At 67.5% G+C, this 16,501-nt stretch carries 13 protein-coding genes; 3 read left to right on the plus strand and 10 right to left on the minus strand.

Annotated elements, in window-relative coordinates; translation table 11 throughout:
- Nucleotides 1–4: 4 nt before the first annotated feature.
- On the plus strand, nt 5–2,722 hold the full coding sequence (acnA, locus tag AC0KUR_RS01550; RefSeq protein ID WP_034185788.1) for an aconitate hydratase AcnA: 2,718 nt from the start codon (nt 5–7) through the stop codon (nt 2,720–2,722).
- 102 nt (nt 2,723–2,824) lie between these two features.
- Here acnA and AC0KUR_RS01555 read toward each other — a convergent pair whose 3' ends face one another.
- The 3 genes from AC0KUR_RS01555 to AC0KUR_RS01565 are packed head-to-tail and all read right to left on the minus strand — an operon-like array spanning nt 2,825 to nt 4,007.
- Nucleotides 2,825–3,256, minus strand: coding sequence for a DUF1801 domain-containing protein (locus tag AC0KUR_RS01555; RefSeq protein ID WP_124668848.1), 432 nt, complete (start codon nt 3,254–3,256; stop codon nt 2,825–2,827).
- A complete protein-coding gene (locus AC0KUR_RS01560; RefSeq protein ID WP_473375246.1) occupies nt 3,253–3,684 on the minus strand; it encodes an SRPBCC family protein in 432 nt (143 codons plus the stop codon). Before AC0KUR_RS01560 ends, AC0KUR_RS01555 begins: the two co-directional genes overlap by 4 nt.
- A complete protein-coding gene (locus tag AC0KUR_RS01565) occupies nt 3,684–4,007 on the minus strand; it encodes an ArsR/SmtB family transcription factor (RefSeq protein ID WP_034185784.1) in 324 nt (107 codons plus the stop codon). Before AC0KUR_RS01565 ends, AC0KUR_RS01560 begins: the two co-directional genes overlap by 1 nt.
- Before the next feature lie 648 nt (nt 4,008–4,655).
- Here AC0KUR_RS01565 and AC0KUR_RS01570 point away from each other — a divergent pair.
- Nucleotides 4,656–6,389, plus strand: a complete 1,734-nt coding sequence (locus AC0KUR_RS01570; protein ID WP_124668847.1) for a S53 family peptidase — start codon at nt 4,656–4,658, stop codon at nt 6,387–6,389.
- A 49-nt stretch (nt 6,390–6,438) separates the two neighbouring features.
- Here the strand turns inward: AC0KUR_RS01570 and AC0KUR_RS01575 are convergent, their stop codons facing one another.
- The 5 genes from AC0KUR_RS01575 to AC0KUR_RS01595 form a co-directional block, all read right to left on the minus strand.
- Nucleotides 6,439–7,872: an MFS transporter gene (locus AC0KUR_RS01575; RefSeq protein WP_034185782.1), complete on the minus strand. Its 1,434-nt coding sequence runs from the start codon at nt 7,870–7,872 to the stop codon at nt 6,439–6,441.
- Between the two features lie 248 nt (nt 7,873–8,120).
- A complete protein-coding gene (locus AC0KUR_RS01580) occupies nt 8,121–8,957 on the minus strand; it encodes an ABC transporter permease (RefSeq protein ID WP_049032914.1) in 837 nt (278 codons plus the stop codon).
- Between the two features lie 37 nt (nt 8,958–8,994).
- Nucleotides 8,995–10,251: an ABC transporter permease gene (locus tag AC0KUR_RS01585; RefSeq protein ID WP_034185979.1), complete on the minus strand. Its 1,257-nt coding sequence runs from the start codon at nt 10,249–10,251 to the stop codon at nt 8,995–8,997.
- A gap of 111 nt (nt 10,252–10,362) precedes the next feature.
- Complete coding sequence (locus tag AC0KUR_RS01590) at nt 10,363–11,409, minus strand: ABC transporter substrate-binding protein (protein WP_034185780.1); 1,047 nt, start codon at nt 11,407–11,409, stop codon at nt 10,363–10,365.
- Between the two features lie 76 nt (nt 11,410–11,485).
- Entirely contained in the window at nt 11,486–12,583 is a 1,098-nt protein-coding gene (locus tag AC0KUR_RS01595) for an ABC transporter ATP-binding protein (RefSeq protein ID WP_226251853.1), read from the minus strand.
- Nucleotides 12,584–12,691: 108 nt separating this feature from the next.
- Here AC0KUR_RS01595 and pdxR point away from each other — a divergent pair, with 108 nt between their 5' ends.
- Complete coding sequence (gene pdxR, locus AC0KUR_RS01600; RefSeq protein WP_034185778.1) at nt 12,692–14,215, plus strand: MocR-like pyridoxine biosynthesis transcription factor PdxR; 1,524 nt, start codon at nt 12,692–12,694, stop codon at nt 14,213–14,215.
- 47 nt (nt 14,216–14,262) lie between these two features.
- Here the strand turns inward: pdxR and AC0KUR_RS01605 are convergent, their stop codons facing one another.
- Together AC0KUR_RS01605 and AC0KUR_RS01610 are read right to left on the minus strand one after the other, a co-directional pair.
- The gene (locus AC0KUR_RS01605; RefSeq protein WP_473375247.1) at nt 14,263–15,294 is read right to left on the minus strand and encodes a lipase secretion chaperone; all 1,032 of its coding nucleotides are present in this window, start codon (nt 15,292–15,294) and stop codon (nt 14,263–14,265) included.
- 3 nt (nt 15,295–15,297) lie between these two features.
- A complete protein-coding gene (locus tag AC0KUR_RS01610; RefSeq protein ID WP_124609439.1) occupies nt 15,298–16,392 on the minus strand; it encodes an esterase/lipase family protein in 1,095 nt (364 codons plus the stop codon).
- Nucleotides 16,393–16,501: the final 109 nt, after the last annotated feature.

The raw sequence follows: 16,501 nt of genomic DNA on the forward strand, positions 1-16,501 counted from the left end.
CACCATGGCCCACAATCTCCACAAGACCCTCAAGGAATTCGACAGCGGTTCCGGCAAAGGCAAGTTCTACTCGCTGCCGCAACTCGGCAAGGAGCTGAAGACGAAGATCGAACGCCTGCCGGTGTCGATCCGTATCGTGCTCGAGTCCGTGCTGCGCAACTACGACGGCAAGAAAATCACCGAAGAGCACATCGAGCAGCTCGCGAACTGGAAGCCGACCGCGAAGCGCGTCGACGAGATTCCGTTCGTCGTGTCGCGCGTCGTGCTGCAGGACTTCACGGGCGTGCCGCTGCTCGCCGACATCGCGGCCATGCGCGGCGTCGCCGAGCGTACGGGCAAGAACCCGAAGAAGATCGAGCCGCTGGTCCCGGTCGATCTCGTCGTCGACCACTCGGTCCAGATCGACTACTTCCGCCAGAAGGACGCGCTCGACCTGAACATGAAACTGGAATTCCAGCGCAACAACGAGCGCTACCAGTTCATGAAGTGGGGCATGCAGGCATTCGACACGTTCAAGGTCGTGCCGCCGGGCGTGGGCATCGTCCACCAGGTGAACCTCGAATACCTCGCGCGCGGCGTCCACAAGAAGACGGACGGCGGCGACACCGTGTATTACCCGGACACGCTCGTCGGCACCGACAGCCACACGACGATGATCAACGGCATCGGCGTGGTCGGCTGGGGCGTGGGCGGCATCGAGGCGGAAGCCGGCATGCTCGGCCAGCCGGTGTACTTCCTGACGCCGGACGTCGTCGGCGTCGAGCTGAAGGGCCGGCTGCGCGAAGGCGTGACGGCCACCGACCTGGTGCTGACGATCACCGAAATGCTGCGCAAGGAGAAGGTCGTCGGCAAGTTCGTCGAGTTCTTCGGCGAAGGCACGAAGTCGCTGTCGCTGCCGGACCGCGCGACGATCGGCAACATGGCGCCGGAATACGGCGCGACGATGGGCTTCTTCCCGGTCGACGAAAAGACGATCGACTACTTCGAAGGCACGGGCCGCACGAAGGCCGAAATCGCCGCGTTCGAAAACTACTTCAAGGCGCAGAAGCTGTTCGGCATCCCGAAGGCCGGCGACATCGACTACACGAAGGTCGTGACGCTGGATCTGGCGACGGTCGCCCCGTCGCTGGCCGGCCCGAAGCGCCCGCAGGACCGCATCGAGATCGGCAACGTCAAGTCGACGTTCACCGACCTGTTCTCGAAGCCGGTCGCGGAAAACGGCTTCGCGAAGAAGGCGGACGACCTGGGCACGCAATACACGACGAGCAACGGCGTCGACGTGAAGAACGGCGACGTGCTGATCGCCGCGATCACGTCGTGCACGAACACGTCGAACCCGAGCGTCCTGCTGGCCGCCGGCCTGCTCGCGAAGAAGGCCGTCGAAGCCGGCCTCACGGTCGATCCGAAGATCAAGACCTCGCTCGCGCCGGGATCGCGCATCGTCACCGAGTACCTGACGAAGACGGGCCTGCTGCCCTACCTGTCGAAGCTCGGCTTCGAAGTCGCGGCCTACGGCTGCACGACCTGTATCGGCAATGCGGGCGACCTGACGCCGGAACTGAACGAAGCGATCACGAAGAACGACATCGTCGCGGCAGCCGTGCTGTCGGGCAACCGTAACTTCGAAGCGCGCATCCACCCGAACATCCGCGCGAACTTCCTCGCGTCGCCGCCGCTGGTCGTCGCGTACGCGATCGCCGGCAACATCACGCGCGACCTGATGACGGAACCGGTCGGCAAGGGCAAGGGCGGCCGCGACATCTATCTCGGCGACATCTGGCCGACGAGCGAGGAAATCCACGCGCTGCTCAAGTTCGCGCTCGACCCGAAGAAGTTCGAGGACAACTACTCGAAGCTGACCAAGAAGGGCGACCTCTGGAGCAAGATCGAGGGCGAATCGGGCCAGGTCTACGACTGGCCGAAGTCGACGTACATCGCCGAGCCGCCGTTCTTCGGCAACGACTTCTCGATGGAGCCGGCCGCGTCGATCCCGACGGTCAAGGGCGCGCGCGCGCTGGGCATCTTCGGTGACTCGGTCACGACCGACCACATCAGCCCGGCAGGCTCGATCAAGGAAGACTCGCCGGCAGGCAAGTGGCTGAAGGAAAACGGCGTGCAGAAGGCCGACTTCAACAGCTACGGCTCGCGCCGCGGCAACCACGACGTGATGATGCGCGGCACGTTCGCGAACGTCCGGATCAAGAACCTGATGATTCCGGCGAAGGCGGACGGCACGCGCGTCGAAGGCGGCCTGACGATCCACCAGCCGAGCGGCGAACAGCAGTCGATCTACGACGCGGCGATGCAGTACGTCGCCGCCGGCACGCCGACCGTCGTTTTCGCGGGCGAAGAGTACGGCACGGGCTCGTCGCGCGACTGGGCCGCGAAGGGCACGCAACTGCTCGGCGTGAAGGCCGTGATCGCACGCAGCTTCGAGCGGATCCACCGCTCGAACCTGGTCGGCATGGGCGTACTGCCGCTGCAGTTCAAGGGCGCGGACAGCGTCCAGTCGCTCGGCATCACCGGTGAAGAGACGTACGACATCGAAGGCCTCGGCGACGACTTCAAGCCGCAGCAGGACGTCACGCTCGTGATCCACCGCAAGAACGGCGAAACGCAGCGCGTGCCGGTGCTGCTGCGCATCGATACGCCGATCGAAGTCGACTACTACAAGCACGGCGGGATCCTGCCGTTCGTGCTGCGCTCGCTGCTCGCCGCGTAAGCGCCCTGCCTTTGCAGGTGCCGCAGCCGCCTCGCGGCGGTTGCGGCCGATTTGGATGCCCGACCTCGTGTCGGGCTTTTTTTGCCTGCGCGCTGCGCCGCCCTACGCCGCCTTGCTGCCGCGCGCCTTCGCCGCCGCGCCCCGCGCGTTCTTCTTCAGATGCGCGCGGTTGTATTCGATCGCCGCGCGCACGAGGTTCTTCAGCGCCCGCTGGTCGACCCGATCGCCTTCGAACAGATCGATCGCGCGTCGCGCATTGCCGTCGAGGCCGTCGTTGAACAGCTTGTCGGGATCGGGGAGCTGCGCGCCGTGCATGAAGGTCAGCTTCACCTTGCCCTTGTGCGCGTTCGCAACCGCGATCATCCCGTCGCATGACCAGACGGGGCTGCCCATCCATTTCCATTCCTCGACGATGCCCGCTTGCGCAGCGAGGATCGTCTGGCGCAGGTCGGCGAACGTCTTGCCGCGCCAGTCGGTGATACCGGCGATCAGCGCATCGATGCGCGCCGACGGTGTGAGGTCCGCGGTACTCATGCACGGACCTCCGCGCCTTCGTCGGGGCCCGCCAGCACCTGCTCGAGCGACGCGAAGAACCGGACCCAGCCATGCTGCGCGCCACGGTACGCCTGCTCCTGATCCGTGCGGAACCCGACCTGCTCCATGCGCAGGTGCGTGCCGGCCGGCGTCGGCGTGAGCGTCCACGTGACGACGCTTTCGAGGCCATGCGCGGCCCACGTATAGGACAGCGTGCGCGGCGGCTCGATCGTCAGGACCGTGCAGTCGACCGAGCCCCAGTCCGCCCGGAAGCTGAATGCGCGCCCCGCGACGGGCTCGAAGTCGCTCTTCATCAGCCACGCCTCGATCAGGTGCGGTTGCGTCAGCGCACGCCAGATCTTCTCCGGCGGATGAGGCAGTTCGCGGTCGACGACGACGGCGCGCGTTTCGGTAGTGGCTTGGTTCATTACTGATCCATCCTTTTGAGCAGATCTTCGAGGGCGTCGAACCGGCTCTGCCAGAAACCTGCCATCTGGCTCGTCCAGTCGATCAGCGGGGCCAGCGCCTGCGGCTGCGCGCTGTAGTGCGTCTGCCGGCCTTCGTGACGGTCGTTCACGAGCCCGGCCTGCTTCAGTACACCGAGGTGCTTCGACACGGCCGGCTGCGAGACGCCCGCATGGGCCGTCAGCGCGGCAACCGTCAGCTCGCCCTCCTCGCACAGCCGCTCGAAAAGCGCGCGGCGCGTCGGATCGGCAAGCGTCCTGAAAAGCATGTCGTGAGCGTTCTGCATGTCGTTCCAAAATCCATAACCCGCTGGTTATGGATTGAAGGATATCCGCGGATTGCAGCGCGTCAAGGCGGGATTTCGCGAGCTGTGTCGTTCGATCCTGCCGGTGCGGGCGGGCCGCCGCACCGGCTCGCGCCCGCCGCCAAATTCGAATAACCCCTCTAATCCACGATTGCGACACGCGATCCGAAAGGCGCCTGCAAGACTGCCCGACAGGCTGTTCCACAGTTCGAGAAACGTTTGCGCATGGCCCGCCCCGTTCGTGTGCATCCGCGCATCGGTTCCTGACAGGACGCTTCCATTGACCACATAGTGCGACTCGGCGCGCAGCGACGGACACGCAAACGACATGCATGCACGCGCCCGTCCACTCCGCGATCGCGCATGTTCCGAAGCGACGACGAACGACTCGTGCGTGCGAACGTCGCCCGTTGCCAGGCCATCGTGCGGCGAACCGGTTCCGTTCGCCGAGCCGGCCATCGGCCGCGCGCACGAGGCGGCGCGCGCGTGCGGCCGCCCCGATGTCAGAACTGACAGCTGTGGAAAATGGCAGCTACCCGAACGACACCGACGCCCTACGCTCGTCACCGCTCGCGGCCCCACAAGGGCCGGGGGTTCCAGTAACGTCGCTTCTCCTAAAAAGGACTCCCGATGAAAAGGAACACCTGGTTTGCCCTTCCCCTTCCGTCGCCCCGCCGCCTCGCGTGCGTGGCGCCGTTCGTGTTCGCCGCCGCCGCGGCGCACGCGACGACGGATTGGGTCGATACTCATACCAAGGCCTTTCTGACCGGCCCGCAGTTGATGGCCCGCAGTGCGGCGCCGTCGCTCGAACTGGCAGCCGGTGAAACGACCAACGTCGTCGTCAGCCTGAAGCTGCGCAATGCCGCGCAGCTCAAGCAACTGGCGCGCGACGTGAACCGGCCCGGCAGCGCGCATTACCGCCAGTACCTGACGCACGAGCAGTTCCTCGCCAACTACGCGCCGACAGATGCACAGGTGAAGTCGGTGGTCGACTATCTGCACAAGAGCGGCTTCGTGAACGTCGAGGTTGCGCCGAACCGCCTGCTGGTCTCCGCCAGCGGCACGGCCGCCACGGTGAAGACGGCGTTCAACACGTCGCTCGTGCACTTCGAGTACGCCGGCCGCTCGGGCTTCGCCAATGCATCGACCGCGCAAGTGCCGCGGGCGCTCGGCGACATCGTCGGTTCGGTGCTCGGGCTGCAGAGCGTCGCGCGGGCGCGGCCGATGCTGCGCATCGGCAACGTCGCGAAGCCGCAGGCGCTCGCGGCCGGCACGGCGACGGGCCACTATCCGAAGGAATTCCCCGGCCTCTACAACGCCACCGGCGTGCCGACCGCGGCCGGCGTGACCGTCGGCATCATCACGATCGGCGGCGTGTCGCAGACGCTGCAGGACCTGAAGCAGTTCACGTCGAGCAACGGCTACGGCACGGTATCGACGCAGACCGTCAAGACCAACGGCTCCGGCGGCAGCTACACCGACGACCAGGACGGCCAGGGCGAATGGGACCTCGACAGCCAGTCGATCGTCGGCTCGGCCGGCGGCCAGGTCGGCAAGCTCGTGTTCTACATGGCGGACCTCAACGCCTCGGGCAACACGGGCCTCACGCAGGCGTTCAACCGCGCGGTATCGGACAACACCGCGAAGGTGATCAACGTGTCGCTGGGCTGGTGCGAAACCGATGCGAACGCGGACGGCACGATCGACGCCGAAGAGCAGATCTTCACGACGGCAGCCGCCCAGGGTCAGACGTTCTCGGTATCGTCGGGCGACGAAGGCGTGTACGAGTGCAACAACCGCGGCTATCCGGACGGCGCGAACTACACGGTGTCGTGGCCGGCTGCGTCGCCGCACGTGCTCGCGATCGGCGGCACGACGCTCTACACGACGTCGGCAGGCGCGTTCTCGAACGAGACCGTGTGGAACGAAGGGCTCGACGGCAACGGCAAGCTGTGGGCGACGGGCGGCGGCGTCAGCACGATCCTGCCCGCACCGTCGTGGCAGTCGGGCAGCAACCGCCAGTTGCCGGACGTCTCGTTCGACGCCGCGCAGAGCACCGGCGCGTACATCTACAACTACGGCCAGTTGCAGCAGATCGGCGGCACGAGCCTCGCCGCGCCGATCTTCACGGGCTTCTGGGCGCGCCTGCTCGCGGCGAACGGCACGGGCCTGGGCTTCCCGGCCGGCAACTTCTACGCGGACATCCCGTCGCACCCGTCGCTCGTGCGTTATGACGTCGTGTCGGGCAACAACGGCTATCAGGGGTATGGCTATACCGCCGGCACCGGGTGGGATCTGACCACCGGCTTCGGCAGCCTGAACATCGCGAACCTCAACCAGCTGATCAAGTCGGGCGGGTTCTGAGCGATGCATGAAGGCCGGTGCGCGGCGGCGTTTGCCGCGCGCCGGCTCGTTACTGTCCCGTACGCTGTTCCGCCGGCTGCGCCGGCACGCGTTCCGGCGCGGCCGGCACTCCCGCGCGATGCGACGGCGCAAACAACCGCAGCCCGCTCGCGACACTCGCCGCGCCGGCGAACCCCGCGCCGAGCATCAACGCCAGCGTCGGCCCGTGACGCCCCGCGATCCCGAACGACAGTGCCACCAGCGCCGCGCCCGTTGCCTGCCCGATCAGCCGCGCCGTCGCGATGATCCCGCTCGCGCCGCCGCTGCGCTCGGGCGGCGCGCTCGACATCAGCGCCTTCAGGTTCGGCGACTGGAAGAAGCCGAAGCCCGCGCCGCACAGCATCATCCGCCAGCCGATGTCGACGACGCTCGGCGACATCGGCAGCGCGGCGAGCGACACCATGCCCGCGCTCAGCAACGCGAGCCCGATCGCGCCGAGCAGGCCGGGCGGATAACGATCCGACAACCGGCCCGCGATCGGCGCGGCGAACGCGACGATCGCCGACCACGGTGTCATCAGGAAACCCGTCTCGACCGCGCTGCGATGCAGGACGGTTTCGAAATAGAACGGCAGCGACACGAATGCCAGCCCCTGCGCGGCGAACGCACACACGGCCGTCAGGGCGGACAGCGTGAACACGGGCCGGCGAAACAGGTCGACCGGCAGCATCGGCGCCGGGTGCCCGGCCTGGCGGCGGATCAGCAGCCAGCCGAACGCGAGCGCAACCGCGGCCGACGCGAACACGATCGAAAGCGGCCCGCGCTGCGCGAATTCGCCGAGCGCGAAGATCAGCGACGCGAACGTGATCACGTTGAACAATGCGGCGACCGGATCGAACGCATGCTTGCCGCGCGCCGTCTGCGGCAGCGACGGAACCGCCACGGCGAGCGCAATCACGCCGAGCGGCACGTTCACCGCGAACAGCCACGGCCACGCGGCGACCGACAGGATCAGCGACGCGATCGTCGGCCCCACCGCGAACGACACACCGACGACGAGCGCGTTGAAGCCGACGCCGCGTCCGAGCCGGTGCGCGGGAAACAGGCCGCGGATCAGCGCGACGTTGACGCTCATGATCGCGCTCGCGCCAAAGCCCTGCACGATCCGCGCGGCCGTCAGCATCGGCAGCGTCGACGCGAGCGAACAGCCGAGCGAGGCGAGCGTGAACACCGCGAGCCCGGCGATGTACACGCGCTTGTGGCCGACGATGTCGCCGAGCGACGCGAACGGCAGCAGCGTCGCGACCATCGCGAGCTGGTACGCGTTGATGATCCATACGGAAGCGGCCGGCGATGCATGCAGGTCGGCGGCGATCGCGGGCAGCGCGGTGTTCGCGATCGCGGTGTCGAGCGTCGCGAGCGCGACGGCCAGCAGCACCGCGGACATCGCGCGCCAGTTGACGGCCGGCTCATGGGCGCCGGCGGGGGAAGCGAATTCGGACAAGATGAGGCTCGGCTGACGAGCGACGCACGGCGTCGCGGATTGAGCGGCGCGGCAACCAACGCGTGCTCCGTGCGCAGCAAACGGAACGCGCGGCACCGCGAACCGTATTGTTGCAGAGCCGCATCGAACGTGCAGGCAACCGCTTCGTCAGTCAGTCAAACGAAAGCTTCGGCGCACCAGGCCGGCTACGTGAGCCTCGTCGGGCACGCAACGCGCGGCGGCGCGCCGGCCGTTGCGTGCGGGCATCGTTACGACACCGCGCGCCGTGCATTGCGCCCGCGCAGCCATTCGAGCGCCAGCAGCAGGCTCGTCGAAAAGATGATCAGGATCGTTGCGAGCGCAGCGATCGTCGGGCTGATGTTCTCGCGGATACCGGTGAACATCTGGCGCGGCAGCGTCGTCTGGTCCGCGCCCGCGAGGAACAGCGTGACGACCACTTCGTCGAACGACGTCGCGAACGCGAACAGCGCGCCCGACATCACGCCCGGCGCGATCACCGGCAGCGTCACGCGGAAGAAGGTCGACACCGGATTCGCGCCGAGCGACAGGCTCGCGCGCACCAGGTTCTGGTTGAAGCCCTGCAGCGTCGCGGCGACCGTCGTCACGACGAACGGCACGCCGAGCGCCGCATGCGCGGCGATCAGGCCGGTGTACGTGTTCGCCAGCCCGAGCGGCGCGAAGAACAGGTACATGCCGACGCCGACGACGACCACCGGCACGATCATCGGCGACAGCAGCACGGCCATCAGCAATCCCTTGCCGCGGAAATCGGCCTTCGTGAGACCGATCGCCGCGAGCGTGCCGAGCACGGTCGCGACGACGGTGGCCGACGGCGCAACGATGAAGCTGTTCTTCGCGGCCATCCGCCACTCGTCCGATGCGATCAGGTTCTCGTACCAGCGTGTCGAGAAACCCGGAATCGGATAGACGAGGAACGTGCTCGACGAAAACGACAGCGGCACGATCGCGAGCACCGGCAGGATCAGGTACAGCAGCGTCAGCACGACGAGCACGCGCAGCGCGACGTACCACGCGCGCTCGACGAACGACATGTGCGGCGCGAACAGCGGCCTGGCGAGTTTCATGGTCCGAATCCCCTTCCCGTTTCGTAGTGCGCGGCGCTCAGCCGAGGCTCACGTTCGTGCGCGTGAAGCGCCCGTACACGGCGTACAGCACGAGTGTCGCCGCGAGCAGCAGCCCGCCGAGCGCGCACGCCATGCCCCAGTTGATCGTCACGTTCGTGAAGTACGCGACGTAGTAGCTGACCATCTGGTCGTTCGGCCCGCCGAGCAGCGCGGGCGTGATGTAGTAGCCGATCGCGAGGATGAACACGAGCAGCGCGCCCGCGCCGACGCCCGGATAGGTCTGCGGCACGTACACGCGCCAGAACGCGGCGAACGGATGGCTGCCGAGCGATACGGCCGCGCGCTGGTAAGTGGGCGGGATCGACTTCATCACGCTGTACAGCGGCAGGATCATGAACGGCAGCAGGATGTGCGTCATCGAGATGTACACGCCGACGCGGTTGAACAGCAGCGTCAGCGGGTGCGAGATCAGCCCGCTGCCGATCAGCGCCTTGTTGATGAGCCCTTCGCTCTGCAGCAGCACGATCCACGCGGCGACGCGCACGAGCACCGAGGTCCAGAACGGAATCAGCACGAGGATCATCACGAGGTTCGCGCGCCGCTCCGACAGCGTCGAGATCCAGTACGCGAGCGGATAGCCGAGCAGCAGCGCGAACAGCGTGACGGCGATGCCGATCACGAACGTACGGCCGAAGATCGCGAGATAGATCGACTGGTCGGGATCGGCCTGCACGACGTGACCGAAGCCGTCCTGCTTGTGGTCGAGCGCGGCGAGCAGGTAGAACGGCGACACCTGGCTGCCGTTCTTCGCGATCGCCTGCCAGTATGCGACGTCGCCCCAGCGCGAATCGAGGTCGACGAATTTCTCGCGGGTCTGCGCGGGCGTCAGCGCCGCGCCGTTGTCGCCCTTCAGCGGCATCGCGCGCGCCGTCTTCGCGACGAGCGAGCGATAGCCGGGAATCTCGGTGTTCAGGCGCCGCGCGAGCGCACCCATCGCCTCGCTGTCGGCCACCTTCGTCATGTCGGCCGCGAGCGCGACATACGCGGCGTCGGCCGGCGGCGCCTTGCGGTCCCAGCCCGACAGCGCGGCGACCGTATTCGGCAACGCGGTCGCGATCTCCGGGTTCTGCACCGCGCGCGTGAGCAGCGTGCCGATCGGCACGACGAAGATCAGCAGCAGGAAAATCGCGAGCGGCGCGACCAGCAACAGCGCCATCGTGCGCTTGCGGGCCTCGGCGGCCTTCAGCTCGCGCTTGAGCGCGGCGGTCGACGGCGAGGAAGGCGCGATCGTCATCGTATTCAACGGTTCTCTCCGGCCGGGCACGTTCCGGCGGAATGCCGCGCGACACGATCGACGCGTCGCGCGGCCGGTTGCATCAGGACACCTTTCAGGAAGCCTGACCGGTTACTTCGTCGCCCATGCCGCGAAGCGCTGCTCGAGCTCGTCGCTGTGGTCGGTCCAGAAACCGATGTCTTCCAGCACCGCGTTCTTGCCGTTGGCCGGCGAGTTCGGCAGGTTCGCGAGCGTCTTCGCGTCGAGCGACTTGATCGCCGCGACGTTCGCCGGGCCGTACGCGATGTGCTGCGCATAGGCCTGCTGCGGCTTCGGCGTCAGCGAGTACGCGATGTACTGCTCGGCGAGCGCCTTGTTCGGCGAGCCCTTCGGAATCGCCCAGTAGTCGAGGTCGTAGATGCTGCCGTTCCACACGACCTTCAGGTTCTTGCCTTCCTTCTGCGCGGCGTCGATGCGGCCGTTGTACGCGGTCGACATCACGACGTCGCCGGCGACGAGGAACTGCGGCGGCTGCGCGCCGGCTTCCCACCACTGGATGTACGGCTTCAGCTCGTCGAGCTTCTTGAACGCGCGGTCCTGGCCGGCCTTCGTGCCGAGCACCTTGTACACGTCCTTCGTCGCGACGCCGTCGGCCATCAGCGCGAATTCGAGGTTGTAGCGGGCGCCCTTGCGCATCCCGCGCTTGCCGGGGAATTTCTTCACGTTCCAGAAATCGGCCCAGCCGGTCGGCGCCGACTTCAGCTTGTCCGCGTTGTACGACAGCGCGGTCGACCACACGAAGAAACCGACGCCGCACACCTGCGGCGCTTCCGGAATCAGGTCGGATTTCTTCGCGATCTTCGACCAGTCGAGCTTCTCGTACAGGCCTTCGTCGCAGCCGCGGTTCAGGTCGCCCGATTCGACTTCGACCACGTCCCAGTTGACGTGCTTCGCCTCGACCATCGCCTTCACCTTCGCCTGCTCGCCGTTGTACTCGACGGCCGTGACCTTGTTGCCGGTCGCCTTCTCGAACGGCTGGTTGAACGCGACTTTCTGCGCGTCGCCGTTCGCGCCGCCGAAGTTGACGACCGTGAGTTCCGCAGCCGATGCCGATGCACCGACCGCGATCAGTGCCAGCGCGAGTGCCGTGCGGCGTGCAGTAAAGCTTGCTCGTTTCATGATGGTTCCTCTCCTCTCGTGGTGGAAATGGGCTTTGTTGTTGACGACGTGCTGCGGAAAAGCGGGGAAACCGGGATCACGCGAACACGCGCAGGTGTTCGGGCGAGAACGCGAGCGAGACCGGCGCGCCGGGCGAGAACGCGTCGAGCGCGCCCGTGCCCAGCGGCACCTTCACGAAGCATTCGTCCTGGCCTGGCAGCGCACAACGCATGCGCACGTGATCGCCGAAATAGATGAGGCTGCGCGCTTCGCCGCTCAGGCGGTTCGCGGCGGCGCCGTTGACGTGGCCGCTGGCCGCGAGGCTCATGCGTTCGGGGCGGATGCACGCGACGGCCGACGCGCCCTCGGCGGCTTCGCCGATATGGCGGCCGACGAGCTTCGTGCCGTCGTCGAGCCGGAATTCGCAGAATTCGCCGTCGACGCGTGCGATGGTGCCGCGCAGCCGGTTGCTGTCGCCGATGAAGTTCGCGACGAATTCGTTGCACGGCGATTCGTACAGGCGGTCCACGGTGTCGAGCTGCTGCACGATGCCCTTGTCGAACACGGCGACGCGGTCGGACATCGTCAGCGCCTCGCCCTGGTCGTGCGTCACGTACACGAAGGTCACGCCGAGCTTTTCGTGCAGCGCCTTCAGTTCGTACTGCATGTGTTCGCGCAGCTGCTTGTCGAGCGCGCCGAGCGGCTCGTCCATCAGCACCAGCTTCGGCTCGAACACGAGCGCGCGCGCCAGCGCAATGCGCTGCTGCTGGCCGCCCGACAACTGCGCCGGATAGCGTTTCGCGAAGCGCTCCATCTGCACCATCTTCAGCGCGTGCGCGACGCGCTCCGCGCGTTCGCCGGCCGGCAGCTTGCGCACGGTCAGCGGATACGCGACGTTCTGCTCGACCGTCAGGTGCGGGAACAGCGCGTAGTTCTGGAACACCATGCCGATGTTGCGCTTGTGCGGCGGCACGTTGTTCAGCAACTCGCCGTCGAGGCGGATCTCGCCGCCGGTCGGGAATTCGAAGCCGGCCAGCATCATCAGGCAGGTGGTCTTACCCGAACCCGACGGCCCGAGCAGCGTCAGGAATTCCCCTCGGTGGATGTCGAGGTCGAGCGATTTGACGACCAGCGTTTCCCCGTCGTAGGTCTTCCGCACGCCGCGAAAGCTGACGATCACATCATCGGACTTCATCGTGGCTGTCCCCTTGCTTCGCGACAAATGATTTTGAGATGCGAGCCACTATACGGTGCGCACGGTTCTATACTAGGGAACCATTTCAATATTCCAAGTAGGACCACTTTGGATACCGTGATCGTCGCCGACTGGCTCTCCGGCCGTCTCGACCGCAGCTCGCCGGAGCCGATGTACCGGCAGTTGCTGCAGCTGATGCAGCAGGCCATCCTGACAGGGGAATTAGGGCCAGGGACGAAACTGCCGAGTTCGCGCACGCTCGCGGGCGACCTGTCGATCGCGCGCAATACCGTGCTGCACGTGTACGACCAGCTGACGGCAGAAGGCTACGTGCTGACGACGACCGGCAGCGGCACCTATGTGGCCGACACGCGGCCGGACGCCGCGGCAATCCATGCACCGGGCGCGGCGCCGCCGCCATCGGCCGCCGACGGACTGCCGCCGCCGGACGCGCAGGGCAGCCTGTCGACGCGCGGCCGGCAGTTGATCGCGCACGCGGGCGTATCGCGGCGCCAGTGGGGTGCGTTCATGCCGGGCGTGCCGGACGTGTCGGAATTCCCGAGCCGCACGTGGAGCCGCCTGCAGGCGCGGCTGTGGAAGGAAGCCAATCCCGAGCTGCTGACGTACGCGCCGGGCGGCGGCTACCGGCCGTTGCGGCGCGCGCTTGCCGACTACCTGCGCGTCGCGCGCTCGGTCAAATGCTCGCCGGACCAGGTGATCATCACGACGGGCATCCACCAGTCGATCGATCTCGCGGTGCGGCTGCTGTCCGACATCGGCGATCGCGCGTGGGTCGAGGAGCCGTGCTACTGGGGCGTGCGCAGCGTGCTGCAGGCGGCCGGCCTCGCGCTCGCCCCGGTGCCGGTCGACCAGGAAGGGCTCGACCCGCGCGCGAGCGACATGCAGCATCCGCCGCGGCTCGTGCTCGTCACACCGTCGCACCAGTACCCGCTCGGCATGGTGATGAGCCTCGCACGGCGCCGGATGCTGCTCGAATACGCGCGCCAGCACCGCTGCTGGATCATCGAGGACGACTACGACAGCGAATTCCGCTACGGCAGCCGGCCGCTCGCGTCGCTGCAGGGGCTCGACGACGGCGGCCGCGTGATCTACGTCGGCAGCCTCGGCAAGATGCTGTTCCCGGGGCTGCGGATGGGCTACATGGTCGTGCCCGAACATCTGGTCGATACGTTCCGCACCGGGCTGTCCGAGCTGTACCGCGAAGGCCAGCTGATGCAGCAGGCCGTGCTCGCCGAATTCATCATGGACGGTCACCTCACCTCGCACGTCAGACGAATGCGCACCCTGTACGGCGAGCGCCGGCAACTGATGATCGACGCGATCCGCACGCGCTTCGGCGACGCGCTCCCGGTGATGGGCGACGAGGCCGGCCTGCATCTGGTGCTCGGCCTGCCCGACGCATGCGACGATCGCGCGGTCACGCAGAGCGCGTTCGACGCGGGCGTGATCGTTCGGCCGCTCACGAGCTACTACAGCAACCTCGACACCGCGCGGCAGGGCCTGCTGCTCGGCTATGCGTGCGTCCCGCACGAAAGCATCGGGCCCGCGTTCGACACGCTCGCCGATACCATCGAGCAACATCTGCCGCGCGACATCACACGCGCCGCATAAAGCCGCATAAGGCCGCATCAGACCGCCCCCACCCAGGGCCGCCCGCGTCATTGCATGCTGCCGGCCCCGCGATCGAGCGATGCCGCGCGCACGGCTTCGCCGGGCTTCGTGAACACGCGTTGCCGCAAGGCGGCGATCCGCGCGTCGCGGTCCTGCGGCGACAGGCCGGCCGATTCGATCTGCGCGCGCTGCGCCGCATAGTCCGCGTAGCGGCTCTGCCACGACGCGTCGTCCTGCTGCATCTGCGCGACGCGCGCGGCGGCCTCGGGGCCGAGCGTCTGCGTCAGCTGCGCGCGCATTGCGTCGGGTGTCGCGCCGCGCTTCTGCAGTTGAGCGATCTGGTCGATCGCGGCGCGCTGCCGGTCGATCCGCTGCTGCGCCGCCCGCTCGTCGGCCGGCATCTGCTGCTCCAGCGCCGCGAGCCGCTCGGCCTTCTGCGCATCGGTCAGCGAGCGATCCTGAGTGATCTTCAAGCGTGCGAGGTCGTAGCGCTGCCGCCACTGCTCCGCGCCGAAGAACGGCTGGCTCCAGTCGCCGAGCGTGCGGGACGCGATCGACGCACGCTGATCGAGCGCGAGCTGCAGCGCGCCCAGGTCGGACTTGTCGACCGCGCCGGCATCGCGCAGTTTCGCGAGCGCATCCAGATACGCGCGATAGCGGTGCCACACGTCGAGCGCCTCGGCCTGCGCCGCCGTGCCGTCGAGCTGCGCGGCGATTTCGCGCGCGACGAACGCATCGAGCGCGGTCGCGCTCAAATCGCTCTGCGCCGTCAGGCAATAGTCGAAGAAATCGCGCACCGCGCGCGACTTCGCGAGATGGCCGCCGGCGTCGAGCGGCAGCCGCGGCGCGCTGGAACCGGCCAGCGACGGCGGCAGGCCCGCGCTCGCCAGCACGGCCGCCTGCGGCGAGGCGGCAGCCGCGCCCGCCACCGCCGCGTCCGGTGCGTCACCGGCGGCGACCGACCCGTGATGCCGGCCCGCTCCGCTCCACATCGCGACGCCGGCGATCGCCGCCAGCCCCACGACACCGTAGACCGCTGCGCGCCGCGCCAGCGGCGCGCGCCCTTCACGTGCCGTCATCGATTACACGCCCGCGCGCTGCAGCCGGTTCGCATGCGTGCGGATCACCGCGACCGGATCTTCCGCATACGCGCCGCGCACGCCGAGCAGCTGGTTGATCTCGTCGATGTGGTTCCACTTGTAGCTCGTGCTCAGCACCTTGCCGTACAGCGCGCTGCACTTCGACACGAGCCCGTCGTTCTGGCCCGACCCGCGGTTGATCATCACCGTGCCGGTGCCCAACAGCGCGAGCGTCGACAGGTCGAGCGCGTTTGCAGGATCGATGAGCGGAATGGTGCTCGCGTCCGTCGCGCCCGTCACGCCGAGCACCGAAAGCGTCGGCTGGATCGCGGTGCCGGCCCACGAATACAGCAGATGCGTGTTGCCGCCGACCGTCTCCGTCGCCGCGCCGGTTTGGCAGCTGCCCGGCGCGCCCAGGCCCGCGCTCGGATAGTTCCGGTTGTAGGTCGCCGCCTGCGCGGTCGTCAGCGTCTTCAGCGATGCGAGCGCGTCCTGGTTCGTGTTGTGACTACTGTTCGTCAGGATCCCGAACACATTGACGAACGCGGCGATCACCGTCGACGACAGCCCGGTCGGATCGTACGCGAGCACGCTCTGCACGAAGTCCGCGAACTCGGAGCCGCGATGCGGCGTGCCGATCGTCGTCACCGACGCGACGAGATCGGGCGCGACGGCCGCGACATAGCGCGAGGTCAGCCCGCCCTGGCTGTGACCGACGAGATTGACCTTGGTCGCCCCCGTCGCGGCGAGCACCGTCTTCACGTAGGCGAGCAACTGTTCGCCGCGGCCGTTCGGGCCGTCGTCGCTCTGGAAGCCGGACAGGTTCGCGACGTAGACGGTCGCGCCGTGCTGCTGCAGATCCTCCTGGATGCCGTACCAGTACTCGAGCACGCCGGCGTACTTGTCGGTGCCCGTGAGCCCGTGCACGAGGATGATCGGATAACGCGTCGCCGCGTAGTTGTCGGCGGGCGCGGTCGCCGCCATCGCCGAGCGCGTCGTCGCGAGTGTCGTCAGCGCGGTCGTCGCCGCGAACGGTGCGACGCTCATCGCGCATGCCACTGCCCCTGCCATTACCCTGGAACGCATCGATCTGGCCATGCATGTTCTCCTGATTATTGTGCTGCCGGTGCGAATGACACCGGATCGACACGCACGCCGCATCGCGCGCATCGTGTGCGTCGAATGCGGGAGTGAATCACGAGTCGCG

The sequence above is a fragment of the Burkholderia sp. YHN3-13 genome, assembly GCF_055810675.1.